The organism is Paenibacillus kobensis NBRC 15729 (assembly GCF_004000825.1).
Lineage (GTDB): Bacteria > Bacillota > Bacilli > Paenibacillales > Paenibacillaceae > Paenibacillus_T > Paenibacillus_T kobensis.
The window spans coordinates 35,592-62,387 of sequence record NZ_BILZ01000024.1 but is presented as its reverse complement, the minus strand read 5'-3'; the positions used below and the strand labels follow the sequence as shown (position 1 = coordinate 62,387).

Annotated in this window: 25 protein-coding genes and 1 other annotated feature; of the genes, 3 read left to right on the top strand and 22 right to left on the bottom strand. The window is 55.1% G+C overall.

Annotated elements, in window-relative coordinates:
- Nucleotides 1-55 precede the first annotated feature (55 nt).
- Both PKO01S_RS15205 and gpr read right to left on the bottom strand, forming a co-directional pair.
- A complete protein-coding gene (locus PKO01S_RS15205; RefSeq protein WP_127532274.1) occupies nucleotides 56-2,104 on the bottom strand; it encodes a Na+/H+ antiporter in 2,049 nt (682 codons plus the stop codon).
- Between the two features lie 76 nt (nucleotides 2,105-2,180).
- The gene (gene gpr / locus PKO01S_RS15200; RefSeq protein ID WP_127532272.1) at nucleotides 2,181-3,191 is read right to left on the bottom strand and encodes a GPR endopeptidase; all 1,011 of its coding nucleotides are present in this window, start codon (nucleotides 3,189-3,191) and stop codon (nucleotides 2,181-2,183) included.
- A 189-nt stretch (nucleotides 3,192-3,380) separates the two neighbouring features.
- On the opposite strand from gpr, the gene rpsT reads away from it, so the two are divergent.
- Nucleotides 3,381-3,653 carry a 30S ribosomal protein S20 gene (rpsT, locus tag PKO01S_RS15195; protein WP_127532270.1) on the top strand — a complete coding sequence of 91 codons (273 nt, stop codon included), beginning with the start codon at nucleotides 3,381-3,383 and terminating at the stop codon, nucleotides 3,651-3,653.
- 105 nt (nucleotides 3,654-3,758) lie between these two features.
- Here rpsT and holA read toward each other — a convergent pair whose 3' ends face one another.
- The 6 genes from holA to PKO01S_RS15165 form a co-directional block, all read right to left on the bottom strand.
- On the bottom strand, nucleotides 3,759-4,808 hold the full coding sequence (holA, locus tag PKO01S_RS15190; protein WP_127532268.1) for a DNA polymerase III subunit delta: 1,050 nt from the start codon (nucleotides 4,806-4,808) through the stop codon (nucleotides 3,759-3,761).
- 232 nt (nucleotides 4,809-5,040) lie between these two features.
- Complete coding sequence (locus PKO01S_RS15185; protein ID WP_127532266.1) at nucleotides 5,041-6,210, bottom strand: anti-sigma factor family protein; 1,170 nt, start codon at nucleotides 6,208-6,210, stop codon at nucleotides 5,041-5,043.
- Nucleotides 6,207-6,755 (bottom strand): RNA polymerase sigma factor, encoded by a 549-nt coding sequence (locus PKO01S_RS15180; protein ID WP_127532264.1) that lies wholly within the window; start codon nucleotides 6,753-6,755, stop codon nucleotides 6,207-6,209. The genes PKO01S_RS15185 and PKO01S_RS15180 overlap by 4 nt, the downstream gene beginning before the upstream one ends.
- Before the next feature lie 205 nt (nucleotides 6,756-6,960).
- Nucleotides 6,961-9,579 carry a DNA internalization-related competence protein ComEC/Rec2 gene (locus tag PKO01S_RS15175; RefSeq protein ID WP_164779623.1) on the bottom strand — a complete coding sequence of 873 codons (2,619 nt, stop codon included), beginning with the start codon at nucleotides 9,577-9,579 and terminating at the stop codon, nucleotides 6,961-6,963.
- A gap of 104 nt (nucleotides 9,580-9,683) precedes the next feature.
- Nucleotides 9,684-10,208, bottom strand: a complete 525-nt coding sequence (locus PKO01S_RS15170) for a deoxycytidylate deaminase (protein WP_164779625.1) — start codon at nucleotides 10,206-10,208, stop codon at nucleotides 9,684-9,686.
- Between the two features lie 86 nt (nucleotides 10,209-10,294).
- On the bottom strand, nucleotides 10,295-10,933 hold the full coding sequence (locus PKO01S_RS15165) for a ComEA family DNA-binding protein (protein ID WP_218031483.1): 639 nt from the start codon (nucleotides 10,931-10,933) through the stop codon (nucleotides 10,295-10,297).
- A gap of 196 nt (nucleotides 10,934-11,129) precedes the next feature.
- On the opposite strand from PKO01S_RS15165, the gene comER reads away from it, so the two are divergent.
- The gene (comER, locus tag PKO01S_RS15160) at nucleotides 11,130-11,969 is read left to right on the top strand and encodes a late competence protein ComER (protein ID WP_127532256.1); all 840 of its coding nucleotides are present in this window, start codon (nucleotides 11,130-11,132) and stop codon (nucleotides 11,967-11,969) included.
- Between the two features lie 80 nt (nucleotides 11,970-12,049).
- On the opposite strand, the gene leuS is transcribed toward comER, so the two are convergent.
- Nucleotides 12,050-14,494 (bottom strand): leucine--tRNA ligase, encoded by a 2,445-nt coding sequence (gene leuS, locus PKO01S_RS15155; RefSeq protein ID WP_127532254.1) that lies wholly within the window; start codon nucleotides 14,492-14,494, stop codon nucleotides 12,050-12,052.
- A gap of 63 nt (nucleotides 14,495-14,557) precedes the next feature.
- Nucleotides 14,558-14,811, bottom strand: a binding site (T-box leader).
- 287 nt (nucleotides 14,812-15,098) lie between these two features.
- Here leuS and PKO01S_RS15150 point away from each other — a divergent pair.
- Complete coding sequence (locus PKO01S_RS15150) at nucleotides 15,099-15,389, top strand: hypothetical protein (protein ID WP_127532253.1); 291 nt, start codon at nucleotides 15,099-15,101, stop codon at nucleotides 15,387-15,389.
- A gap of 124 nt (nucleotides 15,390-15,513) precedes the next feature.
- On the opposite strand, the gene PKO01S_RS15145 is transcribed toward PKO01S_RS15150, so the two are convergent.
- The 13 genes from PKO01S_RS15145 to spoVAE all read right to left on the bottom strand — a co-directional run bounded on the left by PKO01S_RS15145 (nucleotide 15,514) and on the right by spoVAE (nucleotide 26,794).
- Nucleotides 15,514-16,299: a class I SAM-dependent DNA methyltransferase gene (locus PKO01S_RS15145; protein ID WP_127532319.1), complete on the bottom strand. Its 786-nt coding sequence runs from the start codon at nucleotides 16,297-16,299 to the stop codon at nucleotides 15,514-15,516.
- A 2-nt stretch (nucleotides 16,300-16,301) separates the two neighbouring features.
- A complete protein-coding gene (locus tag PKO01S_RS15140; protein ID WP_127532251.1) occupies nucleotides 16,302-17,231 on the bottom strand; it encodes a CvfB family protein in 930 nt (309 codons plus the stop codon).
- Entirely contained in the window at nucleotides 17,228-17,575 is a 348-nt protein-coding gene (gene rsfS, locus PKO01S_RS15135) for a ribosome silencing factor (protein ID WP_127532249.1), read from the bottom strand. Before rsfS ends, PKO01S_RS15140 begins: the two co-directional genes overlap by 4 nt.
- Nucleotides 17,572-18,147 carry a bis(5'-nucleosyl)-tetraphosphatase (symmetrical) YqeK gene (gene yqeK / locus PKO01S_RS15130; protein ID WP_127532247.1) on the bottom strand — a complete coding sequence of 192 codons (576 nt, stop codon included), beginning with the start codon at nucleotides 18,145-18,147 and terminating at the stop codon, nucleotides 17,572-17,574. Before yqeK ends, rsfS begins: the two co-directional genes overlap by 4 nt.
- Nucleotides 18,125-18,736, bottom strand: coding sequence for a nicotinate-nucleotide adenylyltransferase (gene nadD / locus PKO01S_RS15125; protein ID WP_127532245.1), 612 nt, complete (start codon nucleotides 18,734-18,736; stop codon nucleotides 18,125-18,127). Before nadD ends, yqeK begins: the two co-directional genes overlap by 23 nt.
- A 49-nt stretch (nucleotides 18,737-18,785) precedes the next feature.
- Nucleotides 18,786-19,079, bottom strand: a complete 294-nt coding sequence (gene yhbY / locus PKO01S_RS15120) for a ribosome assembly RNA-binding protein YhbY (RefSeq protein ID WP_127532244.1) — start codon at nucleotides 19,077-19,079, stop codon at nucleotides 18,786-18,788.
- A 67-nt stretch (nucleotides 19,080-19,146) separates the two neighbouring features.
- Complete coding sequence (gene aroE, locus PKO01S_RS15115) at nucleotides 19,147-20,031, bottom strand: shikimate dehydrogenase (RefSeq protein ID WP_127532242.1); 885 nt, start codon at nucleotides 20,029-20,031, stop codon at nucleotides 19,147-19,149.
- A 14-nt stretch (nucleotides 20,032-20,045) separates the two neighbouring features.
- Nucleotides 20,046-21,164 (bottom strand): ribosome biogenesis GTPase YqeH, encoded by a 1,119-nt coding sequence (gene yqeH, locus PKO01S_RS15110; protein ID WP_127532240.1) that lies wholly within the window; start codon nucleotides 21,162-21,164, stop codon nucleotides 20,046-20,048.
- A complete protein-coding gene (locus PKO01S_RS15105) occupies nucleotides 21,161-21,685 on the bottom strand; it encodes a YqeG family HAD IIIA-type phosphatase (protein WP_127532238.1) in 525 nt (174 codons plus the stop codon). Before PKO01S_RS15105 ends, yqeH begins: the two co-directional genes overlap by 4 nt.
- Before the next feature lie 121 nt (nucleotides 21,686-21,806).
- Complete coding sequence (locus PKO01S_RS15100; protein ID WP_164779622.1) at nucleotides 21,807-24,065, bottom strand: transglutaminase TgpA family protein; 2,259 nt, start codon at nucleotides 24,063-24,065, stop codon at nucleotides 21,807-21,809.
- Nucleotides 24,062-25,312: a DUF58 domain-containing protein gene (locus PKO01S_RS15095; RefSeq protein WP_127532234.1), complete on the bottom strand. Its 1,251-nt coding sequence runs from the start codon at nucleotides 25,310-25,312 to the stop codon at nucleotides 24,062-24,064. The genes PKO01S_RS15100 and PKO01S_RS15095 overlap by 4 nt, the downstream gene beginning before the upstream one ends.
- Before the next feature lie 2 nt (nucleotides 25,313-25,314).
- Entirely contained in the window at nucleotides 25,315-26,271 is a 957-nt protein-coding gene (locus PKO01S_RS15090; protein WP_127532232.1) for an AAA family ATPase, read from the bottom strand.
- Between the two features lie 172 nt (nucleotides 26,272-26,443).
- Nucleotides 26,444-26,794 (bottom strand): stage V sporulation protein AE, encoded by a 351-nt coding sequence (spoVAE, locus tag PKO01S_RS15085; protein ID WP_127532230.1) that lies wholly within the window; start codon nucleotides 26,792-26,794, stop codon nucleotides 26,444-26,446.
- Nucleotides 26,795-26,796 lie beyond the last annotated feature (2 nt).

Sequence of the window (26,796 nt, the reverse complement as noted above, 5' to 3'; positions counted from 1 at the left end):
GAGAGAATCATCATAATCGCATTAGCCCGGTGCAATTGTAACTGCGGTTATTATGCTAGGGTTCGAGTTCCGGCACTCCCCATCTTTTGTCCATAATATCCGCTTCGCGAATGCTCGCTTGCATCTGCAGTTTATTCAGTTGCTTGCGCGTCAGCTTGCCCTGTTGAAACAATTGGCGAAGTTCATCCCGCTCCGCCTGAACACACAGCAATTCAAGCTCCTTGAGCGCCTCGTTCGAGCATTCGCTCAGATCCTCCGAACCGAGCTGCTTCATCAGCTCCGCTGTCATCCGCTTGTAATAGTGCACAACTCTAGCAGCAGCAGCCCGATTCGGTCCTGTACGTTCCTTGCGCAGTGCCTCAATCGCAGCTTCCGCCGACCGAAGGCGCAGCTTAATCACTCCCGCCCGTCTCACATGCGTCAGAGGCTCGAACTCCGGCCGCATGAATGGCACGAACGTCGCAATTAGGCGGCGGAACAGCTTCGCGAACATACTTCCCCATACACGCAAATGACTCGTCAACGACAGTTGAATATGATTAAGGATCGTAAGCAGCACATCGGCCTCTTCTTCTCGAAGCTCCCCCTTCTCAAGCAGCCCCTCGATATATTGTTTCTCTTTCTCGACGCCAAGTCTGCGCATCGCCAGCTCCTGCTGCCTGTACTGCTTGGCGTCTTGGGACATCGCTTTGTTTCGCTGAATCGCAGCCACACGTCTTTCGTTCTCAAGCAGTACGGCGGCGACAGCTGGCTGATTCGTTTCTCCCGCTTGCTTGACTGCTCGCATCGCAGCGGAAATACACTGCAGTTCCGCCTCCCGTTCCACCGTCTCCGCCCCTTCCATCGAACGGGATGCCGTTCTAGTCAGAACAGGAAGCGCGATGCTAGCACCGGCCAGCGATAGAATAATGACGCAAGCGGCCAAGAACAGTATCAAATTCCGCTCAGGGAACGCCGAGCCGTTATTCAGTACGAGCGGAATCGTGAAAGCGCCGGCCAGCGTCAGCGCTCCTCTGACCCCCGACACCGACATGACGGCGAGCGACTTCCAGTGAATATTCTCCTTCTTCTCGCTGTGGCGGAACAGCGGCCACGTCAGCCGTACCGAGGACAACAGCCAGACGAACCGAAGCGCAATCAGCTCTCCGTACAACAGCAGCGCATACCCGAAAGATTGGGAGGAATTGTGTGCTGGATCGTGCAGAATAGCGTAGATGACATCCGGAATTTGCAAACCAAGCAGAACAAATACGAGGCCGTTCATAATAAAGAGCATGACAGACCATGTGCTCTCGGATACAACTTTCAACTCCAAAGAAGCATACCGGGTCCGGTCCTGCTCCACCGCATGCACGATTCCCCCAGCGACGGCTGCCAGAATGCCCGACAATCCAAAATGTTCGGCTATATAATACAGAACGAAAGGCGTCAACAGCTGGATCAGCACATGCACGGTCACGTCCTCCATTCCGAACCGCCGCAGCATCACCCTTATCCATATGATCGCGAGCGAGAGCAGCGCTCCGGCGACCAAGCCGCCTAATGAAATGACGATAAAGCTAATCGAGGCTTGCCAGAGCGAGAACACGCCTGTTACAGCAGCGGCAATGGCGAACTTGAACGCGACAAGACCCGACGCATCGTTCATCAGCGATTCGCCCTCCAGAAGCCGGTGAATAGTCTGCGGCAACTGCGCTCTCGCAGCGATCGCCGATACGGCAACAGCGTCGGTAGGAGACAAAATCGCCGCAAGCCCAAATGCCGCCGCAAGCGGTATCGTTGGAATAAGAGCATGAATGGTCAATCCACCGACAAGCACCGTTGCAAATACGAGACCGACCGCAAGCAGCAGAATCGGCAGGCGCAGCTGCCACAGCTCCTGGCGAGGTGTCCGTTTGCCGTCGCTGAACAGCAGCGGCGCGATGAATAAGATAAAGAACAGCTCCGGATGAAACGCCAAATCGAACTGCCAAGGCGCGATCGTCACCAGCGCTCCAAGCGCAATCTGAATAATGGGAACAGGGACAGCCGGTACGATCCGGTTCACAATTTGCGACACAGCCAGCAGCGACAGCAATACCAGCACCATCAGAAACAGCGTCATCCGATTGCCTCCTTAATGAGCAAAATAGGATTTCGCCGGCAGTCATGCCTGACGAAATCCTGTTAGGGTATCGCAATTAATGCGTATAAGCCGCTACATTCGAAGAGTCGACGGCATCGTGCAGCGATGCATTCAATCCGCTTGCAATGATGTTCGCGATATCCTCGATGAATTGATCAATCTCCTTCGGCGTCACGATCAGATCGTGGCCGAGCGGGTGCAGCACCTCTTTGACCAACTGCAGTCTCTCGTTCTCCGCCATTTGATGCATCATGCCCATAATTTGCGGTCCGGCATTCTGGGTATGTGAAGCGAGATGTTCTTCAAGCATCCGCAGACAGTCGTTCACGATATTGGAGGCGAATACAACGGTAGGCACACCGATCGCGATGACCGGAACGCCTAGTATTTCCTTCGTTATTCCTTTCCGTTTATTGCCGATACCGGACCCCGGATGAATGCCCGTATCCGCGATCTGAATCGTCGTGTTGACCCGCTCAAGCGCTTTGGATGCAAGAGCATCGATTGCAATAACGGCGTCGGGCCTCGTCCGTTCCACTATACCCTGGACGATTTCGGATGATTCAATCCCCGTTATGCCGAGCACGCCGGGCGCAACTGCACTGACGGGACGATAGCCTGGCGCAACCTGATCCGGCATCAGCTCGAAAAATTGCCGCGTCACCATAACATTCTCGACGACAAGCGGCCCAAGCGCATCCGGCGTCACGTTCCAATTGCCCAATCCGACGATCAGTATTTTTGACGTTTTGCCAACGCCAGCTTGCTCTAGAAAGGTTTCGAATTCCTTCGCGAACCGAGTCGCCACTTTGTCCTGCAGCCCTGTATCGCCTTTGCGAAGATCCGGGACCTCCAGCGTTACGTACCGGCCAGGCATCTTGCCTATCGCGCGCGATCCTTGATCGGTCTGCACATGCACGCGCGACACTTTAATCCCGTCCTCCTCAAGCAAATCGGACAGTACACCAGGTATCGGTCCGCCTCCCGCTGCTTCGGCAATCTCCTTCGCTTCCAGCGCCAGATCGGTATAAACGTCATAACGGCGCAGATCGAGTGCATCTTCCATGCCTTTATCCGTCCCCTTCCTTTTTTGCCGTTAGTGTGCGATGGCACGGATCGTTCTATGCGGACAAATATTTAAACCTATCAGTACAACTCGGCTCACCGCTATTGCTTTTTGGGCGAGCCCATGGTAAGATATTTTAAGTTGTGTTGCAGTATTGGGTTTTTTCCCTTTTTACAGGAGGTGAATGTGATGCCAAACATTAAATCCGCTATTAAACGCGTGAAGACGAGCGAGAAACGTCGCGCACTGAACGCTTCGCAAAAATCCGCACTTCGCACGGCCGTTAAAGCTGCTGACCAAGCAATCGCCGGTACGGATGCTGCAGCTGCTCAAGCAGCTCTCATCGCTGCGACGAAAAAGCTGGACAAAGCGGCAACGAAAGGCCTGATTCATAAAAACGCGGCTGCCCGCAAAAAGTCCCGTCTTGCTAAGAAGCTGAATGCCCTTTCGGCACAAGCTTAATGAATGACGGCTCCCGTTCTTCGGAACAGGGAGCCGTTTTTTCATTGCTTATTTCACATTAAAGAAGCTGTCGGACAATGTCCGACAGCTTCTTTTTGATAAGCGCTAGGCGTTGCCGGCTTGAACCCCGTGACCGAACGACAGCAGAAACAGCTCCAGTCCAAGCGTCTTGTCTACTTGTCCGGTCTTCATCCGGTAATCGAGTTCGGCAAGCTCAGCCATACATTCCCCGAGACGCTTGAGCGAAAATTTCGCTGTTTTCTCAGAGGCAAGCTTCACCCGGAACGGATGAATGCCGAGCTGCGAAGCCATTTGCTGCGGAGAGTAATGCTGCCCCGACAGCTCTTTCACCTGCAGCATCAGTCTCAACTGCGAGGCAAGCAGCGCTGCGATCTTAATCGGCTCTTCTTTGCGTTGAAGCAGCTCGTGGTACAAACGAAGAGCTCTTGCTGTCTGCACTCCCGCAATCGCATCCACGAGCGCGAACACGTCCTCCTCGACCGTTGACGCTGTCAGAAGCTCAACGTCCTTCGCCGAGATCGTGCCGCTTGGACCAGCATATAGACATAGCTTATCCGTCTCCTGCGCGAGCTGCTGCAATCTCGTACCCGTACGGGCAACGAGCAGATCGGCAGCATCCTCCGTTATCGTCCTGCCTTGCTCCGACGATCTGCGGACGACCCACCGCCGAAGCTCCGGTCCATCGAGCTCGTTAAAGGCAAGTACCGCCCCCTGCTCCTTAAGCCGCTTCACAAGCTTGCGCCGCTCGTCCAATTTGTCCGCATACACAAGAAATAAAATGACCGTTGTCTCCGCCGGATTGTCGATATATTCCAGCATGCGCTCGGCCCGATGCTCCAACTTTCCTTCCTTGGCGCCAGCGCCCGCTGCTGCAAGCACGGAAGCGTCGCGAATGACGATCAGTTTGCGTTCGACGAAAAAGGGCAACGTCTCGGCTTCCGCAGCAGCCTCTTCAATCGGCGACTCGGACGTATCGAACTTGACGATGCCAAGCTCACGTTCTTCCGGCTTGAACAGCTTGTCCGCCAGCAATGTCGCGAACTGCTCCATCCGGTAACGGTCAGTACCGTATGCCACATATACCGGCCGGATTCGGCCACTGCTCAATTCTTTATAAATATCCTTCGTCTCCATCCTGCTGCCCCCTATACACGCTGCACTAAGCGGCACATTCCCGTAGTCGTCAACAAAGGGATGGAGCTATTAGGTCTCCATCCCTTTGTCCCTGAACATCTATATAAACATCATCCGTGCGGGTCCATGGCCCCCGCCGCGGTGATGGTCATACGACGTCAAGGTTACCGTCGCTGACGCCTTCTATATACTATACGCAAGGCCATCAGCAAGTGTGCCGATTCCATTCATCTTATTGCGACGCAATTGTCCATTCTTGCGTATCGATCTTGTAATGCGTCGTCTGTCCGCCGTCTGCCTTCACTTCGAAGAACAGCGCTTTGCCGTCATCCGACCATTGCAGCCCGCTTATCGTGCCGGTTTTCTTGCCGCTGTCGAGCTGGACGGTTCCCTCCTGCGATGTATACACGAGTACGGCTCCGTCTACGATTGCGGCCGATAATGATCCGTCCGGCGACGGTACGACGTTCGAAATGTCGGCGCTTGATGAGCTGCCGGTGCTCGTAATGCCCATCGGTTCGCCGTATTGGTCTTTCGCGATCATGGTTACTTCTTTACGGTCGGCGGCTGCATCGGCACTGTCGCTTCCGGCGCTCCCAGCGCCAGTGATGGCGCTATTGCTGTTGTAGTTTCTAGTCGCCTCATCGCTCGGCGCAAGCGGCGCAGATGTTCCGGATTGATCCTCTATATGATAACCGGGAACGTCCGCGTACGGCGTAACGACATCGATTTTTTTGTTGACATCCGAACTGCTCGGCGCTTCCGTCGGCTGCTGACCCGTTGCGACTGACTTCGATTGAACTTTCGATGCGGTCGAGTTTTCTTCAGTCGTCGACTCGATGCGGACCTCGTCGGCAGATTGCTTCGACTTCGCGCCGTCAGCAGCGCTCATGTCTTTCTGTTCTAACGATGCGGTTGCCGACTCCATCGAGGCGGAGTCGCTCTTCAAGTCAGGAGCGGACGTCGGATTGAACATAACGAGAAACAATCCGGCAACAAGTCCGGCTGCGGCAACGCCTGTTACAGCCGGCCAAGAAATCCGTTTCAGCCATCCTTTCTCACGACCGCGCGCAGAACGGCGGCTTATAGGTACAATCTCCGTCTCTTGGCCGCCAGCCGGTTCTGCTCCACGTTCAAATAACTTCGACTCTATAGCAATTCCGCTCTCTTGACGCTCGGAATCGAACAGGTCCAGTTGCGGAATAATAGCATCGACAAGACTAAAAGCAGGAACGACTTTGGGCAAATTGTCTAGTTCGGCAGACAACCGCTTCAGCCGTTCGAACATGTCGGCGCAATCCGAGCAATAACGTGTATGTGCTGTCAACGCGTCGGCTTCGTGATCGTTCAGATCATCATCGAGCTGCCGCTGCATATATTCCATCACCTCTTGGCATGTCATCCTCGGACACCTCCTCTTTGGTATTCATGTAGTAACGTCTGCAGCTGCTGCCGGGCCCGGAATAAATAAGATTTCACCGTGTTAAGCGGCAAATCGAGAGAATCTGCAATTTCATTGTAAGAAAAATCCTGCAAATACCGAAGAACGACGACTGCCCGGTGATGCTCCGGGAGCATGTCGATCGCTTTGCGTATATCGTCTGCCACATAAGTGGAAATAACGTCCTCTTCGACACTCGATTTCTCACGGAAGACGAGCTCATGCTCCTCGATCGATATCGTCGGCTTGTTCCTTCTGAACTTGTCGATACAAATATTCGTAACGATTCGCTGAATCCACGTCTTGAATTGCGCTTTCTCTTCATAGGAGGTAATCTTCGTATAAATGCGGATGAGCGCCTCCTGAGCCGCATCCATCGCGTCCTGCTCGTTATTCAATATATAATAGGCTGTCCGATAAACGTGAGTTTCAATCTCGCGCAGCAGGGTGATGAGAGCATCGCGATCGCCCGATTGAGCCGCTCTTATGAGATTAGGCTCCACCAATGAAGGTTCCCCCTCTCATACAACCTTATCGACGGAATGACCGGTACAAAGGTTGCAGAAGTTCTTATTTATTTTACGGTAATGTATACCATGTATGTCTTTGCGTCATCATCTATCGGGTTTTGAGTTAAACTATGAAACTAACCTTTAGAATAACAGAAAAAAAAGACGCCGTACATAGGCGCCATTTACAGCTTATGCCATATTACCTTGTCCATTTCTGTTCCTGCCATCCGATTGACATGACGCCATTAGCTTGCACCGTGAAGCGGATTTCCCCGTCGCGGTCCGTGCGCCAGATGCCGCTTCCCTCAGAAGCAAGCCGGGCGAGCGTATCCGGATGCGGATGCCGGTAAATATTGCCCTTTCCCGCGGATATGACGGTGAAAGCAGGCTGCCAATAACGAAGCCATTGCTCGGATGTCGATCCGTTGCTGCCATGGTGGCCAGCCTTCAATACGTCCAAGCACGCATCACTCGCATTCACCAATCCATCGCCGCTTCGCGAACAGAATGACAATCGTCCTGCCGTAATCCGTTGCTCGGTTTGCTGTCCAAGGTCACCAGGGAACAAAAAGGTACGGCCATATAGCGTCAGCAGCACCGTCACGCTTCGCTCGTTCTGATCATCAGCTTCCGCGATTGTGCCATCCGTCGCACGTTCCGGCCACAATACGTCTAACTTTGCACTGTTATCCGGCACCCAGCTCATTCCTGCTTCGGCACTATACAACGGGATTTTCCGATCGAGCGCGTCGTTCAACAGATCCGCCGCCGCATCGGATCGGTCAATCGTGCCGTTCCACCACATCCGCTTCACCGGAACCGAATCGACGACCGCTCTGAGGCCAACAATATGATCCATGTCCAAATGTGTAGCAATGACCAAATCCAGCGAATGGACGCCGCGCTGCTTCAGCAGCGGCACGAGCACCTTACGCCCAACCTCGAACGGATCGGCGCGATCGCGCCACTCCTCTCCCTGCTTGCGGAACGAGACGGTCCCTCCTCCGTCAATCAAAATATGTTTGCCGCTGCCTGTCCGGATCAGAATCGCATCGCCCTGTCCGATATCTAATACGCTGACTGCGGCTGTCCGATCGAAGGCCAACGGCATCCAACCATAGATAAGCAGTGCAGCGGCTGCCGCTGCGGCGCATACGAGAGTTCGGATTTGTTTAAGCCTATCCGCCCTTACAATCGGTTTCAGCCCTTCGTCGAGCGGCACGGTATCAACAACGTCTGGATCTGCGGTGGAGGCCGACTGTATCTGCCGATGCTCGCCGATTGCCCGCATCGCTCTCAAGCCCATGGCCAATGCCGCATACCACGCAGCCATCCACCAGATGGGCGGCTGCTGCCAAATGGTCTGCCAGCTATCCAAGCTCGCGACCGATTCCACGAGCCGGTAAGTTACTTCGTTCAACAGCGAAGCCGCATACGCCATCCCTTGTCCTCCAGCGGGCCAAAGCGGTTCGGCAACCATCGATGCTGCGCCAAGCGGCATTACAATAAAGCTAATGAACGGAACCAACACATAATTGGCAGGGATCGACAGCGGGTTCCATTGGTTGAAATAGAAGATCGTAACCGGAAAGGACACCAGTTGAGCGACGATCGTCACAGCCGCAAGATCAAGCAGCGTCTTCATTCGCTTCCATTGCGGCATAACCGACCTCAAAGGGGCTGTGCCTAGAATCAACCCCGCTGTGACCAGAAAGGAAAGCTGAAAGCCGATATCATGCACATAAGCCGGATTCCAGAGAAGCATAAGAATGGCGGACGCAGCAAGCAGATGCATGCCATCCTTCAGCCGGTTGTACCGGGCTGCAAGCAAGCCGATTACTGCCATCGCCCCGGCACGTACGACAGACGGCGAGGCGCCGGCAAGCAGGACGTAGACTGGCGTTGCCAGCGCCAGCGCAAGAAGCGTCCGTTCGCGGGTCAGCCGAAACAGCCGCAGCCCTGCGTTCAGCACATACAGGAAAACTGCGACATGCATACCCGAAATGGCTAATATGTGCGTCAAGCCCAATTCCGCGAACCGGCGGTATACATCGGGATCCAAATCGCTGCTGCTGCCGATGACCAGCCCTTTCATATAACCGGCTTGATCCGCAGGATACAATCGTTCCAGCCGGCCGCCAAGCCACTCACGTGCATCGTCGATACGTCCTAGCACCGAATCGGCCGAAGCAAGCGTTCCTCCTTCAACAGAAGCTGCTTGGGCGCCCTTCACCCTGAGCAGCCAATGAATATGCTGAACGTTATCCAAATATCGCCGGTAGTCGAAGCCTCCGAAATTCGAAGCCCCTGCCGGCCGTTCTAATTCGCCGAATATCTGGACCTTGTCTCCTCTCCTCCAACCGGCTGCAACAAGCTGTTCGGCTTCCGTCAGCAGCCTGATTCGGACGAGAACCGTTTCCTGAACCTTTCGAGTTGACGGCTCGACAGCTAAATGGACCTTACGGGCTTTAAGCTTAAAAGTAACCGCATCTCCGTCAATCTCAACGGCGGAACCAATCGTCCCTTCCGCTTTCGCCTCGTAGGTGACGGGAGGATAGGCCCCGTTCACAGCCTCGCGCAAATCCGGCAGCGAAGTGCCCGTCCGGATCTGCATCCACTGCGCCCAACCTCCTCCGGCGCAATAGACAAGCACAACGCAAACGGCAAGAATAAGAGACATCCGCTTCGCCAACACACCTGCCGCGAGTATCCAAGCCATGCCAGCACCAATCAACCCAAAGACAGCAAAAGACGAACCGGCAGCCGCAATGCCCGCCGTCCACCCAACAGCTATCCCAATAATCGGCCTTCTATACATAGTGCCTCCCCATCTGCGGCGAACGAGCCGCAATAAAAAAACCTTCTGCACAATCGCCCGCATTAACGGGCGGCTGCGCAGAAGGTTCTTCCTTCTTTGCCTTACTACGATATAACGGCACGAGCTGTCTTCGCTGGCGGCTCGTAATGATCGATGACACGGAATACAATTCCTTTGCGGTTCATGAGCGTTCCGACTTTCTCGCTGTCCTTCGGATAAGAGCGGTGGTATACAATTTCTTTAATGCCGCTGTTAGCGAGCATATTGGCACATGTCCAGCACGGCTGATCCGTCACATATACCGTTGAACCCTCGCGGTCGTTACGGTCCGTGAACAACAACAGATTCTGCTCGGCATGAATCGTCCGGATGCAGCGCTCCTTCTTGATCATTTGTTCTGTTCCGCCCGCAGATGAAAGCTCGTACTCTTCCACGATCATACAGCCTGCTTCCAGACAGTCCTCTACACCCATCGGCGCACCGTTATATGCGGTTCCGAGCAGCTTCTTGCCCTGCACTAACACCGCTCCTACATGTCTTCGATTACAGCGCGAACGCGTTGCAACCATATAGGCGATATCCATAAAATAAGTGTCCCAATCTTTGCGGGACGCATCGCTGCCTGCCATCGTCATCGTCGGTCATTCCTTTCTTCCTTGCGACGAACGAACCGCACGTGATCCGCCGTCTTCTGCTGCCTAATATTGTCGCACATTTAGGGCAGTGCGACAACCGAGTCCCGCAGCTTCCCGACGATTGCCGGTCCGATTCCTTTCACCCGCGCCAAATCGTCGACAGACCGGAATGGGCCGGACGCCTCCCGGTCTGCTATAATTGCAGCCGCCTTGGCTGGTCCGATCCCCGGGAGCTCGTCCAACTGCTCGGCGGTCGCCCGGTTCAGATCGAGCCTCCCGTCCGCTTCAGGAGATACAGTTGTTCCTGATGGAGCAGGCGTATCGGAATCAGCTGCTCCTGGATGAACGGGAACGGCACCAGCGTCCAGGGATTGTTCAGAGCGATCGTCTATTGAACCAACAGCGCCGGCAGTGCTGGCACTGTTGGCACTTTCAACACTTGCTCCCGGGCTGGTTTTTGCATCTTCACTTGCCTTTACGGTTGCGGCTCCTTGCTGTCCCGAATCCCCAGAACGATTCTCGCCGCCAAGTGATTGAACAGACGTGTGCTGTTGTTCTGCGGCAACCAGCGCTTCATTCAACTGTCCGTTGAGCGGCTGCCACTGATCCGTTTGCATTTGTTGATGCTTCCACATGCCCAAACCAATAAGCAGAACGCCCGCCGCTGCACATAACAGCGCAAACTTCATCCGCATTCCTGCTGCCCGTAAATCTGCCATCCGGTCACAACCTCCAATCATGTATCTGGCCTGTAAGGCTAAAGTACTTAAACCACATCGGTCCCGTACCGCAAAAATAAACGGTATGATGGCCGCGCTCTCTCGCATAGTGTAGTAAGAGCAAATCATAATGTCGATTTATTGCATGATGGGCGACAACGCATCGTACAATCCAAGTCGCAAGGGAGGGGTTCCGATGAATGTCGGGTTTATCGGTACTGGCAGCATGGGCAGCCTGCTCATCGGCGCATTCATAACGTCCGGCGCACTCAAGCCGTCACAGATCGCGGCCAGTAACCGGACGATAGCCAAAGTGGAATGCTTGGCCGACTTATATCCGGGTCTTCGTGTCGAAGCTTCCAACGTCGAAGCAGCCAAAGGGAAGGACATCGTCTTCCTGTGCATCAAGCCTCATGAGTTCCGCAGCGTACTGAGCGACATTCGCGCAAGCCTCCGGCCCGAACAGCTTGTCGTGTCGATTACAAGTCCTGTCATGCTCTCACAGCTCGAAGACTGGTTGCCATGCAAAACGGCCAAAATGATTCCGAGCATTACGAATCATGTCGGCAGCGGTGCCACACTGTGCATGTACGGAAGCCGTGTGAGCGCCGAGGACCAGCAACGGTTGGAAGCGCTGCTCCGTCATATTAGCGAGCCGATCCGGATCGACGAACAATATACGCGCATTGTCTCGGATCTTTCGAGCTGCGGTCCTGCCTTCTTCGCCTATTTCATCCAACAATTCGTCGATGCCGCCGTAAGAGAGACGGGCATTCGGCGTTCCGACGCACTTGCCGTTGCAAGCGCAATGCTGCTCGGCACTGGCCGGCTTCTGACGGAGGGCGGTATGACGCCCGAACATATCCAAGAGCGCGTCGCCGTACCGGGCGGCATTACCGCCAAAGCGCTCGAATCGCTTGAAATCGATTGCGACGGGATGTTCAACCGGCTTATCCGAACAACCCATGACAAATATAAAGAAGATGCGGGCAAAGTAGCTTCCTCCTTATACGGCGAAGAGGTGAACGGCCAGTAACACGCTATTCTTTAGCGTGACGGGCCGCTCACCTCTTCAGAGCCGGCTTATTCGGTTGCGCCCGTCGTTAAACTTGGGCGTTAGTTCGCGACAATATTGACGAGCTTGCCTTTGACGGCGATCACTTTGCGAATGGTCTTGCCTTCGATCGCTTGCTTAACTTTATCAAGCTCCTTAGCGAGACGCTCCATCTCGTCGACCTCCGTGTCCGCTGCGATGCTGACGCGGTCGGCGATTTTGCCATTCACCTGAACGACAATTTCGACCTCTTGGTCGACCGTCCAAGCCTCGTCATATTGCGGCCATTGTACATACGTAATGGAACCGCTATGACCGAGCTTCTCCCACAGCTCCTCAGCGATATGCGGAGCGAGCGGCGACAGCATTTGTGCGAAGTGCTCGAGCGCTTGACGAGGCAGTGTATCGGCTTTATAAGCGTCATTGACGAAAATCATCAGCTGGCTGATCGCCGTATTGAACCGCAGATTATCGAAATCTTCCGTAACTTTCTTAATCGTCCGGTGCCACGTCCGTTTGAACGCCTCGCTGCCTTCGCCGTCAACGGCTTTGGACGTCAGAGCGCCGTCCTCGTTCACGAACAGGCGCCATACCCGGCTCAAGAACCGGTACATGCCTTCGACCCCGCTCGTATTCCACGGCTTCGTTGCCTCCAGCGGTCCCATGAACATTTCGTACATCCGCAGCGTATCGCCGCCGAATTCGTTCACGATCACATCCGGGTTGATAACGTTGCCGCGCGACTTCGACATCTTCTCGTTGTTCGTTCCGAGGATCATGCCTTGGTTCACCAGTTTATAGAACGGCTCCTTCGTATCAACGACGCCGATATCGTACAGTACCTTATGCCAGAAACGAGCATACAGCAAGTGAAGAACCGCATGCTCCGCGCCGCCAATGTACAGGTCGACCGGCAGCCATTCGCGCTGCTTCTCCTTGGAGCAAATTTCGTTCTCGTTGTGCGGATCGATGAACCGCAGGTAGTACCAGCAGCTGCCCGCCCATTGCGGCATCGTATTCGTCTCGCGGCGCGCTTTCATGCCGGTCTCAGGATCGATCGTCTCCACCCATTCCGTAACGTTCGCCAGCGGCGACTCGCCCGTTCCCGAAGGCTTGATTGCATCAACGTCCGGCAGCAACAGCGGCAGTTCCGATTCCGCGACCGGTTTCATCGTGCCGTCTTCAAGGTGCAGAATCGGAATCGGCTCGCCCCAATAACGCTGGCGGCTGAACAGCCAGTCGCGCAGACGGTACGTCGTCTTGCCTTTGCCGAAGCCCTTCGCTTCCAGATGCTCGATCATTGCCGCAATTGCCGCCTCATTGCCAAGGCCGTTCAAGAAGCCGGAGTTCACGTGTTCGCCGTCTCCCGCGAACGCTTCCGCTGTCACGTCGCCGCCTTTAATAACCTCGACGATCGGCAGGCCGAATTGCTTCGCGAATTCCCAGTCGCGTGTATCGTGGCCCGGTACGGCCATAATCGCGCCCGTTCCGTAGCCGGCCAATACATAGTCCGCGATCCAGATCGGCAGCTTCTCGCCGCTGACCGGATTTACCGCGTAAGCGCCCGTGAACACGCCCGTCTTCTCCTTCGCGAGGTCGGTGCGCTCCAGATCGCTCTTGCGCGCAGCAACTTCTTGGTACGCTTCGATCGCCGCTTTCTGCTCTGCGGACGTAATCTTCGCCACGAGCTCATGCTCAGGCGCCAGAACGCAGTAGGTTGCGCCAAACAGCGTATCCGGTCGCGTCGTGAATACGACGAGCGATTCGTCCGTTCCGTCGATCGCGAACGTCACTTCCGCACCTGTCGATTTGCCGATCCAGTTGCGCTGCATTTCTTTGATGCTTTCCGTCCAGTCGAGCTCATCGAGATCTTCCAGCAGACGTTCCGCATATTCCGTAATCTTCAGTACCCATTGACGCATCGGCTTGCGGACAACCGGGTGTCCGCCGCGCTCGCTCTTGCCGTCGATGACTTCTTCATTCGCAAGCACCGTTCCGAGCGCTTCGCACCAGTTCACCGGCACTTCCGCGACGTAAGCGAGACCTTTATTATACAGCTGGATAAAAATCCACTGCGTCCATTTGTAATAGTCCGGGTCGGTCGTGCTGAACTCGCGGTCCCAGTCGTACGAGAAGCCGAGCGATTTGATCTGACGGCGGAAGTTGTTGATGTTCTTCACCGTAATGTCGCGCGGATGCTCGCCCGTATCGAGCGCATGCTGCTCGGCAGGAAGACCGAACGCGTCCCAGCCCATCGGGTGCAGCACGTTATAGCCGCGCATCCGCTTATAGCGGGATACGATATCGGTAGCCGTGTAGCCTTCCGGATGGCCGACGTGCAGGCCGGCTCCGGACGGGTATGGGAACATATCAAGTGCATAAAATTTCGGCTTATTCGCGTCCTCTGTCGTAGCGAACGTTTTATTATCGTCCCAGAAGCGCTGCCACTTCGGTTCGATAACGAGCGGGTTATAACCCTGTTGTTGATTGTGGTTGTCTTGGCTCATAATCGGAAATCTCCCTTCGCGACTGTCAAACATGTAAAAAACCTCTCGTCCCAGCGTATAATCGCTAGGGACGAGAGGTTATTATTCCCGTGGTACCACCCTAGTTAGCGCAGACGTTCTTCGCCTTCGCTCACTCTATTCCCTTAACGCGGGCGAGACGGCAATGTATCGCAAGTCCGGCCTGCAAGCATGCATCCGGCACTTCTCCACATTGCGGCTCCAAGGCGAGATTCTTCGTGCGTAAGCACCGGCTTGCACCATCCGCCGGCTCTCTGAAGCATACGTCCTCGAGTACTGCTCCTCTTCAATGCCTGTGTTGTCATGATCCACTAAGGATCTCACATATATAAAATTGATTATAGGAGAAGCCCGGTGAGATGTCAATAAACGCAGCCATCGGCCAATTCCATTTGGCCTAAGAAGGATTGCGGGGTTGAATAGAAAGGTACAATAAACGGTATACTAATACGAAAGACTTTCGCAGCATTCCGGCTCCAATCACGAAAATCGTGACAATTGCCGCCAAATCATTGACAGAGATACGCATATCAAGCTATTCTATCGTGTAGACCTTGTACAACAATATAGACAGGTGGTATGTGAAATGTCATTTAATCCGGTCATTGTCGATATCAAGGACTCCGGGGATTACAACAACAAAGAAAAAATCTATCAGCTCATCGTTACACTCGATGACAACTCGCGTACCCGCTTCTTTCTGAAGAAAGATCCGGAATGGAAATTGGTCGACGTCGCGCGCCTGCTGAACATTCCATGCCCCGTATGTCGCAAAGATTACTACTGCAACTGCATGAAGCGCCATCTGCCTAGGCTTGAAGAACAATTCAAAGCGAAGATCGGCGACTACGAAGATCAGCTTCAACATATCGGGTAACCGGTCAAGTTGAAGCCAGTCATGCGATAAGCCCCGGCATTCGCCGCTCCCTTCTTAATCGAAGAGGTGCGGCGGATGCCGGGGCTTTTTGCTTCCCTATCGGTATAAGTGCTCGCGAGCGTTGCTACTTCACTGCTACGAAGAACAGCCGCTCCGCAGATGGCGGAGCCTCGTTCGTTAACGGAACGGTGTTGAAATCGGCATACCGCTCGATGCGAGCGAAGCCGGAGCGCTTCAAGGCATCGACGATCCAACGGGACTCGTACGCGCGCTCCACATGCGTCTCTTCGATCCGCATGAACCGTCCAGCAGCATCATGCTCATCGCGGGCGAATATCGTCAACGCGTGTTCGATTTCATATGTCGCTTCATCCCACTCGCATGTCCATATGTAGGCAACGTCACGCTCGTCGAGTGTGAACGGCTGTTGCTCCGCATAGCGCTGCAACTGCTGCTGCGGCAGGACGTCGAACATAAACATGCCGCCTGGCTTAAGAGCCCGGAACGTCGCGCGAAAAGCCGCTTCAACGTCTGTTTCCTCCGTCAGATAGTTCAAACAATCGCAGAATGAAATGACGGTGTCGACAGGCTCCGGCAGCTCCCATTCGCGCATATCCTGCTGCAGCCAGCGGATCGAGCCGTTGCTCTCGCGCAAAGCGCGGCGCGGACTCTCATCCCACTTGCTTCTTCCGATCGTCAGCATATCGGCCGACAGGTCGATGGCATACACATCAAAGCCTGACTTCGCCAGCGGGATCGACAGATTGCCTGTGCCGCAGCCGAGGTCGACGACCGATCTCGGCATTTGCCCTCTGTCCCATACCGTTCGCGCGAACCGCAGCCAATCGGCATAAGGCATATTCTCCATCAGACGGTCGTACACCGTAGCGAACTGGCGGTAGGAGGCCATCATTACGATTGCCCTTCCGGCGGAGCGGAAGCTGATGCCTGTGCCGGATCCACGAGTTTCGTCCAATTTCCTTCCTGCGTCACGATCCGGTCGCGCATGAGCTTGCCGAGCGCTCTCTTGAACGCCGACTTGCTGATCCCGAACCGCTGCTTGATAAGATCCGCTTCTGTCGCATCCGAGTAAGGCATCGCGCCGCCTGGACGCTCTTTTAGAAACGCTAGTATGCGGTCCGAATCTTCCGTCATGCCGACTTCCTTACGCTCGACCAGCGACAGATTAACCCGGCCGTCTTCGCGTACGAACGTCACGCGGGCACGCACCCGCTCGCCGAGCCGAAGCGTACGGTTCCGTTCCGAAGACGGAATCATGCCGAATGCGCCAAAGCCAAGTACGCCTCCGTCCAGCAGCACGAAGGAGCCCATCTGCAGCGTCTTCGTTACCCAGCCTTCGATCCACCGGTTCCGCCAGTCCGACGGAGCGCGGAAGATATGGCTCTGGAAGTCTTCTTCCCGCGCAAGCTTCGCGATCAGCCGTCCTTGCTTGTCATTCTGCAGAACGACGAACACTTCGTCGCCGACTAGCGGACGGAAATCACGGTTTTCCGGAAGCTCGGACAGCGGCAGCAGCAGCTGCCGGCCTAAGCCGAACTCGAGGAAACAACCGAGACGGGGATGAATATCCGCAACGCGCAGGCGCTTCATCTCGCCGAGCGTAATAAACGGCTTGCGCATCGTAGCCGAAAGACGGTCATCCGTATCGAAGTACAGGAAGACGTCCACGTCGTCGCCTGGCTTTATTTTGACCCCGCCCGGCGCAACGATTTCGCTGTAATGCAATAGAACGTCCTGCGTCCCATCCGTTACAAAGAAGCCATAGGGTGACACTTCGCGCGCCACCCGCAGCCGAACGATCGTACCGGCGATTAGACTCATGCGAGCTCCACAACTTTCGCGTCGGACCAAAGCCGCTCGAGATTGTAGTAATCGCGCTCATCCCGGTGGAACACATGTACGACAACGTCTCCAAGGTCGATCAGCACCCAACGTGCCGAATCCATCCCTTCAATGCCGCGTACGCGAACGCCGAGCATCTCCGATTGTTTGCGGATCTCGGTCGCAATCGCTTGCACCTGCACGTCCGAGTTACCCGAGCAAATAACGAAATAGTCGGCAACGAGCGAGATTTCTTTCAAGTTCAGCGCAACGATGCGCGAAGCTTTCTTTTCCTCTGCGGCTGCAACCGCCGCTTCTAAAAGTTTATCTGAATTAACCGTCATTCTTCAGCCTCCTGTAATTGACGAATCAAATCATTACGCGCCGACACTGTCAGCGGGAATATTCGTTTGCCTTTTTCTATCAAAAACGTAATCGTGGAATCAAAACCGGCTAGCAGCGCCTTCTCCACACTATGCTCGGCCTCGGTGCGAATTTTATTCACGCCAGGAAATTCGCGGCTTGGCTCCATATAATCGGCCAGGCAGACGATCTTCTCAAGCAGCGTCATGCCAATACGTCCCGACGTATGGTAGCGGATCGCATCCAGCACTTCCGGATCGGTTACGCCATAATCGCGTTCCGCCACAAGCGCACCGACAGGCGCATGCCACAGTTCCTTATCATATTCAAGCAGTTCCTGCGGAAGCTGCTCTTCCCGAATGATCCGGCCCATCCGCTCTGTCGGCCAATACTTCGCTACATCGTGCAGGATGGCCGCCAGCTCCGCGCGCTCAGGATCTGAACCGAACCGCTTGGCCAGTTCAACCGACGTTTCCATGACGCCTTGAACATGCAGCCATCTTCGCTCCGGCATTTGCGCCTTGACCGATTCAATCATTTCTTCGCGATTCATACAGCCCCTCCTTCACGATTTCGGAATAGACGGGCTCCGTAACCAAATACCGAATCGACCGTCCCTCGCTGCGGCGGCGCCGAATATCCGTGGACGATACGCCCATCGGCGGCATCTGGGCAAGCGTAACACGCTCGCGGATCCATTCCGGCAGCCGCTTAAGATCAACGGGCTCGCCGGGACGTTCCACGCCGATAAACCGTACGATAGACGCCAGTTCCTCGATCCGGTGCCACTTCGGCAGGTCATGAATTCGGTCGGAGCCGATGATGTACATAAACGTACAATCAGGATTCCGGCTTGCCAGCTCACTGACCGTATCGATCGAATAGCTGACGCCGCCGCGTTCCAACTCGATCGATTCAGCCTTGAACTTCGGCTCGCTGGCAATGGCGAGCCGCACAAGACGCAGTCGTGTCTCCGCGTCCGCGCCTTGCACGCTTTCCTTCAGCGGCGGCACGTTCGTCGGAATAAACCACACTTCGTCAAGGGAACATGTGTCGATCGCCGTTTCTGCGGCTAATAAATGTCCGACATGAATCGGATCGAACGTTCCGCCCATAATGCCGATATGTCTGTTCCGACTCATTCGCCTTGCTGAGCTCCTTCCGTCATCCGCTTAAGCGTGTGCAAGTGCCTTAACGCGGCAGCACGATCGTCTTGTGATCGCGCGACTCTTTGTACAACACGATCGTTTTGCCGATCACCTGTACGAGTTCGCAGCCCGAACCTTCGGCCAGCTCTTGCCCGATTTGCTTCGGATCTTCCACACAGTTGTTAAGCACGGATACTTTGATCAATTCGCGAGTCTCGATCGCTTCTTCGATATGCTTCATAATATGCTCGTTCGTTCCGCCCTTGCCTACTTGGAAGATTGGATTCAAATGGTGCGCGAGTGAGCGCAAATGCCGTTTCTGTTTGCCTGTTAACATCGTATAAACCTTCTTTCTATATGTTGACGCGTTCGTTAATGTTTGTATCATCCATCGGTTTAGCAGGTTAAGGCTGGAGCGCCTCCAGCACAACCTCGCGCATAGCAGCAGCCGGCGCCGGCTGTCCCGTCCAATATTCGAACGCATACGCGCCTTGATAAATAAACATGCCGAGACCGCCGTGAATCCGGCAGCCGGCCTGCTCCGCTTCGTGCAGAAACTTGGTCTTCATCGGATTATAAATAATATCAGATGCTACCGCCCCTGGCCGCAGCCAAGCTGCATCGACCGGCGACTCGTCGACGTTCGGATACATGCCCGTCGATGTCGTATTAATGACGATATCCGCCTCTTCGCAAACTTCCTGCAACCGGTCGTTCGATACGCCGATCACATTCGCCCGCTCCCTCATCGAGGCGGCTAGCTCGACCGCACGCTGCTCTGTCCGGTTCGCGATCGTGATCGATGCCGGCGACTCCTTCGTCAGTGCATAGACAATGCCACGGGCGGCGCCTCCCGCGCCGAGCACGACAATACGCTTGCCCGCGAGCACAGGCTCCGCCTCTTCCTTCAGTGAACGGACATAGCCGATACCGTCCGTGTTGTAGCCGGTCAATACCCCGTTATCGTTCACGATCGTGTTGACGGCGCCGATCGCTGCGGCAGATTCATCGATGATATCCACATGCTTCATAATATCAAGCTTGTGCGGGATCGTGACATTGACGCCGCGCACGCCCATCGCGCGAACGCCTGCCACGAAGTCTCCGAGCTTATCTGCCGTAATATGAAAAGCGGTGTATACGCCGTTCACGCCTGTCTCGCGGAATGCCCGGTTCATCATGATCGGAGACTTCGAATGGCGAATCGGATCGCCAATGACGCCGAACAGCACCGTATGGCTGTCCACGCGCTGAGCCGCGTCCGCCTTGAATCCTGCAGATGCCGTCATCGTGCTCATCTCCCTTAGATCAGCGCACGGCGAACGTGCACCTTAATGCCTTTCGGCAAATAAACGTCAACGAGAGCGCCGGTCATGCCATTCACACGCATCCAGCCAAGACCGGAGACGAATACGTCATATTCACCGCCGCGCGGAATACGAAGCGAATGGCGCGTCCAAGCCGGCATGTCCGCCAGCTCTTCCGCTGTCGGCGGCGACAGCAGGACGCCCTTGTGATCCGCCCACAGCTCGTCCGCACGTTCCAGCTTCGTCCGGTGTACTTCAAGTCCGTTCGAAATGTACAGCGTAAACGATTGGCGTTCACCCGACACGAAATCGAACCGGGCAAGCGCGCCGACGTACATCGTCTGTTGCTCATTGAGCTGATAGACAAGAGGCTTGATCGGCTTGTCCGGCAAGATCGCCTGCAGAACGCTGCGAGGCACGATCTCCGTCATCCGGTGGCTGTAGACGATGCCAGGCGTATCGATGATCGACTTGCCGTCGTCGAGCGGAATATGAACCGCGTCGAGCGTCGTGCCCGGATAGCGGGACGTCGTCAGTTCCGCATCAAGATCACTGTAGTCGTGAATGATCCGGTTGATCAGCGTCGACTTGCCGACGTTCGTCGCGCCGACGACATATACGTTGCGCCCGCGTCTATAATATTCGATCGCATCGACCACGCGGTCGAACCCGATATTGCGCTTAGCGCTGCACAAGACGACCTCGACGGTCTTCAGGCCCGCCTCCTTCGCCTGCTGCTGCACCCAGTTCAGAATCCGGTTATGATTGACCGCTCTTGGCAGCAGATCGATTTTGTTCACGACGAGCAGTACCGGGTTGTTACCGACAAAACGCTGTAAGCCGGAAATAACGCTGCCTTCGAAGTCGAACAGATCGACGATATGAACGACGAGACTGTCCGTATTCGCAATCCCGCCTAGCAGACGAAGAAAATCGTCCTGATCGATCGTAATGGACGATGCTTCATTATAATTCTTGATCCGGAAGCAGCGCTGGCATATTGCCGGTGTCCGCTCGGCCGCAGAAACTGGAATGTAGCCCGACTTCTCCTTATCCGATGACTGCAGCTTGACGCCGCAACCGGCGCATGAACCTGATTGTTCGGTTACTGTCAATTTGTTTCCTCCTCATACCATAAACCCTTTTTGCGCAGGCTTCTGAGCGCGATTCTCTCCATGATCCGATTGATTCGGGTCCCGATCCCCTCGTCCTTCGGCGAAATCGGGAGCACGAGAACTGTATACATGCCAAGCCGATTGCCGCCAAGCACGTCCGTCATCATCTGATCGCCTAGTACGGCTACCTGATCTTCTGCGAGATCGAGCATCTGGAGCGCTTTCTTGAAAGCGCGGTTAGCCGGCTTGCGTGCGGCGTGCACGAATGTAATGCCTAGCGGCTCTGCGAACCGCGAGACGCGCGTTTCATTATTATTGGAAACGATGACGACCTTGAAGCCGTGCTCGCGAAGCTTGTCCAACCACTTGATCAGCCTCGGCGTAGCGCTTGGCTCCTTCGCACCGACGAGCGTATTATCGAGATCGGTAATAATCCCTTTGATGCCGCGGCGGGCAAGCGCTTCGATATCAAGATCGTATACAGAATTAAGGCGCAAATTCGGCAACAGCCGTTCAAACATAGTTTCGACTCCCCTGACATGACCTGCTATACAACGAAACTATACCATAATAGCCGAAAATGTTGCAAAAAAATACCGCACGCGCGCCGCCCGGCCGCCATGCGGTATTGCGAAATAGCCGTTACAACCGATCCCGGATGGATCGGACGAGCGATACGAATTGGTCAACATCAGCCGTACCCGTTGGGGTACTGCCGTATTTGGCCCGTTCGAACCTGTCCGCAACCTCCTTCAAGTCTTGGCGCAAATATTTGCGCTCCGCCGACCATCTCTCCGACGCTTCACGAACCGTCTCCCACTCCTCGCGCCGCAGACCTTTGCGGCGTGCATGCCGGATCAGCCGGTTCGTCTCGGCAACAATCCTCTCGTTCGGATTGACTGCCCGGTGACGAATGCGGGTCCAAGCGTCGGATACGTTTCTTCTGCGAATAACGATAACGGCTGACAACAAGACCAGCAATCCGATTGAAGACCAGAGGACGATGCGGGATGCCGGGTTGAACGATCCGCCTTCTTCCTCGACTGCCGTCTCTTCATCGCCGAGTATATCGATTGCCGGAACCGTTACATCTGTCGCTTCTTCAACCGTATATGGGAACGTGAACCCTGGCGTCGGCTCGAACGGAATCCAGCCGAAACCGTCGAAGTAGATTTCAACCCACGAATGCGCATCCGCGTTGCGTACCGTATAAGTGCCCTCGCCCGTCGGATTCACAAGTGCCGGATTGAAGCCGCCTTCTCGAATCATCCGTTCCATATCTTCCGGCAGCGTGCCTGGCGCATATCCCTTCACCCAGCGGACCGGCAGCCCGGCTGAACGGCCTAGTACCGCCATCGCTGTCGAGAAATAATCGCAATAGCCTTCCTTGACCTCGAATAGGAACGAATCTACAAAATCGGCGCTCTGCCGTTTCGAAATGTCCGGTTCATTCGTGTACGGATATCTCTCTTTCAGGAACGTCTCGATCCGCTTCGCTTTCTCATAATCGTCCGGCGCTCCGGCTACGATCTCAGAAGCGATCTGCTTCACGCGCGGTGTTACCGAATCCGGCAGCTCGTAGTATTCGCTATGCTCGCCGCTCAGCGGATTCGACTCGTTCCAACCGGCCGTTGCTTGCTTAAGTGCAGGTTCATTCAAAGTCGGCAGTTCCGACACAACCGAATACGTCTTCGGGTACGACGCCCCGCGCCAGTGAAGCGTCCAGTCGTCCGGATCCCAGCTCAGCTCGCTAGGCAGCATTGTGTTCAGCTCATCGTTAACCCAATTGATTTGCCGGATTGGGGATGCCGCGAACAGAACAGGGTATACCTCCTCGCGAATCATCGTAACCGCTTGCTCCACTTGAACCGTCTTCGCACGGCTGCGGTCTTCTTTGATCGGAAGCTGCTGTTTCGGCAGGAAGCCGTCCAACTCGGAAGGAAAGCCCCCCTCCTTCGTCTGCAGCCAGCCGTCTCCGGAGTAGAGCGATCTCGTCTCGCCGCGCCAATAGCTGCGATGCGACGTGCTGACGTACATGACGGGCGAATAATCGAACTTGAACCCGCCTCCCAGCTCCGAATCGTTGCGGCTATAACCGGAGCTTGTATCCGAAGAAGACGTTCCGCTTGCCGTAGACGTCGACTTGGCATCGGTGAACGAACCGCTTACCGTACCTCCGCGCGACTCCACCCAGATCGTATAAGGGTCTTTGACCAGCGGTGCAATGCTAGGCGTAATGACGCCCAGTACCATTATGCCCGTCAAGATGGCTAGCATGGGCAAGAAGAAACTAAGCGGGTATTCTAGCAGCTCCGACCAGCTGTTCGGATGCTCGCGCTGAAAGCGGTGGAAATGATCGGCGACAAGCCAAGCCAGTCCGGATAATATAACCCATGCCGCTTCGTCCCACAGAAAGATTGGCGTAAAAGAATCGCAAATCATGAGAATAAGCAGACTGATGAACACGAATGTCAAAATTCGGTTGCGCTTCGTCGTCCAAATCGCGTAGAACGCGGTAACACCCCAAACAAGAGCGGAAATTCCGATGTAAGGGTTTAATTGCCCAACATTGTCCGACAGCCACGATCCGAACGCCGACAGTGAATTTCCATCCAGTTCCACATAGTGGTATCCGGCTGTAGCGGCGGTTACAACAAGAACCATAAAACCCTGTATGAGAAGTCGGTATACCGTCTTCCATGACACTAACCAATCAACAGCAACGACGGATACAAGCAGCCAGCTGGTACAATCATAGGTTTCTTCCCACCAGTAGCCTTGAAAAACTTGCGCAAGCTGCCAGACGATAATCGCGGTCAACAATGATGCGATCCGCCGGTACCAATGCTCATGCAGGTTCGCCCGTAATCTGCTGCCGAGCGCCGCGGCCGCTATACTCATGAGACGCCGCCTCCTTCCAGTACGCTTGGCAGTTCTTGCAGTTGCCGGACACTGTGGGCTGTCCAGCCTTTCGCCCGAAGCGCGTGCAGCCATGCCGGTTTAATGGCTCGTCCGTGACGGGCATCGCCTTCATCGACACCGATGTACGATACCGTTACGCCTTTGCGCGAGAGCCAACTAAGAGCGCGGAGCATATCGTCGCCTTGAGCACCGGACACGATGATAACCAACGTTCCCGGCTCCCACACAGTCTCCAGCCGCTGCAGTGAGACGAACAGAGGCGATACCGCGTCCGGCTCCACTACGGTCAGATGACTCGTAATCGTAACCCGCTGCTCCGCTCCGGTCCGCGGAAGCACGACCATCGACTTCTCGCCTGGGGAGACAAGTCCCATTGCGGTCTCATGCCGCATGCCAAGCTCGATTAACGATGCAGCAACCGATACAGCGAGCTCGAACCGTTCCTGGCGGATGCCGTACGCTTCAAGATGCCGGTCGAGCACAACAATCGTGCGCGGAAGCGATTCGCGTTCGAACGCTTTCGACTTCCATTCGCCCGTCTTCGCCGTTGCATTCCAGTGAATGCGGGACAGCTTATCGCCATGCAAATATTCTCTAACCCCGTTAATTTGCGTCGTTTCTTTCGCTGCGCGCGGTGCGGATGCATGGGAGTGCGGTCCGCGCAAGCCTCGGCGAATTTGCTGCCAGCCGCGCAGCGGCACCGTCTGAGGCGTAACGCTGAACGGGTCTCCGGATTCGAACGCGCCGCTATGCTCGAATAAGCCAAAGACGTCCTTCGTCGAACATTCCGTAGGTGCGAACCGGTATATGCCTCGTTTCAGCGGAGGCGTCGAATAGCGGACTTCGCCTGACCGTTTCCAGTTCGGAACGAACGACGTCTCGAACGGAATGGACTGCCCGTCATGACGGAACAGCCGGTCCCGTACAAGAACGTAAGGAAGCGGATACAATCCGGGGATGCGGACATGAATCGAAACTTCAACGCTCGATCCATTGAACAATTGGCCATCCCCTCCGCCAGCCTGCGCGACGGTACGTTCCCCTTGCACTTTGCGAATGCCGGACCATTGACCCAACCATAAATAAACGATAAGGACATTAAAAATGACGAACATCATACCAGACAGCTTGCCGCCCTGGAACAGCAAGTACAACAGACTTCCAGCATACATCGCCAAGGCGGTATACTTACGCCAACGGATGAACGAGCGGTTGCCCCTGCTCATCGTTAACGCTCCAGACGGACCGGAACCTTCGTCTGCTGAATAGCGGCCTGCACGATATCGTCCGGTTTCAAGCCATTCATGCGCGCTTCCGCTTGCAAAATAATCCGGTGCGGCAGCACGGCCGCCGCCATCCGCTTCACGTCGTCCGGAGTAACGAACGAACGTTCACGCAGCAGGGCAGACGCTCTGGCGGCACGCATCAGCGATACGGCTGCGCGCGGGCTTGCGCCAAGGAAGGCGGCGCGGTGCGTACGCGTAGCGCGAACGATCTGTACCGCATATTCAGCCACGCCGTTATCCACGTGCACTTCCGAGACGAGCTGCTGCAGACGGACGAGATCGTCTATTGAAGCAACCTGTTCGATCCGGTCGGACGGATGTCCGCCGTCCGCAGCGCTGACCATCCGCTGCTCATCGGCCTCGGAAGGATAGCCGAGCGACAGCTTCATCATGAACCGGTCCAACTGCGCTTCCGGCAATACGTAAGTTCCTTCGAATTCAATCGGGTTCTGCGTCGCAATGAGCAGAAATGGACGTGGCAGCTCATAGGTCTCGCCATCGACTGTCACATGTCCTTCTTCCATCGCTTCGAGCAGTGCCGATTGCGTCTTCGTCGTTGCGCGGTTAATCTCGTCGGCAAGCAGCAGATGGCACATGATCGGGCCTGCGCGGAATATGAAAGCTTCTTGCTTCGGATGATAGATCGAAACGCCTGTAATATCGGTAGGAAGTAAATCCGGATTGCATTGGATGCGGCGGAATTGGCCGCCTATCGACTTCGCGAGCGCTTTCACCAGCTGCGTTTTGCCCGTTCCGGGAACGTCTTCAAGCAGCACATGGCCACCAGCCAGCACAGCTGTTAACAAACGGTCGATTTCCTCTTGCTTACCCAGGATACAGCTCTCTAAATTAGTTCGAATGGCGGAGCACACTTGCAGGTCTGTCTGACGCATTTCCATTGATACGTCCCTCCCGGATCTACGAGTATCTAGCTTGCATGACGACAATCTTCTTCCATTTTACTAAATATACGGTAACGCGTACATGACCGCGCCAACCAAAAAAAATTGGAGGATTCCACAGCGGAATCCTCCAATTACATGCCTGACTCATATAAATGATGTGTTGTACTTAACCTTTTGGACGGACAACGACGGATGCGAGAAACGAGAAAATAATCGCCGCCGAGATGCCCGCGCTAGTCAGTTTAAATATGCCGGTAATAACGCCTACCCAACCATCCTCTCGCAGCGACGTCAGCGCGCCATGGACAAGCGCATTGCCGAAGCTCGTAATCGGAACGGTCGCACCGGCGCCGGCAAAGTCGACTAGCGGATCGTATAGACCGACACCGTCCAGCACAGCCCCAATAACGACAAGCGAAGCCATCGTATGCGCAGGAGTCAACTTCAGCACGTCGAACATAAGCTGGCCGACGACGCAAATCGCTCCGCCAATAAGAAACGCCCACAAAAACTGCATGC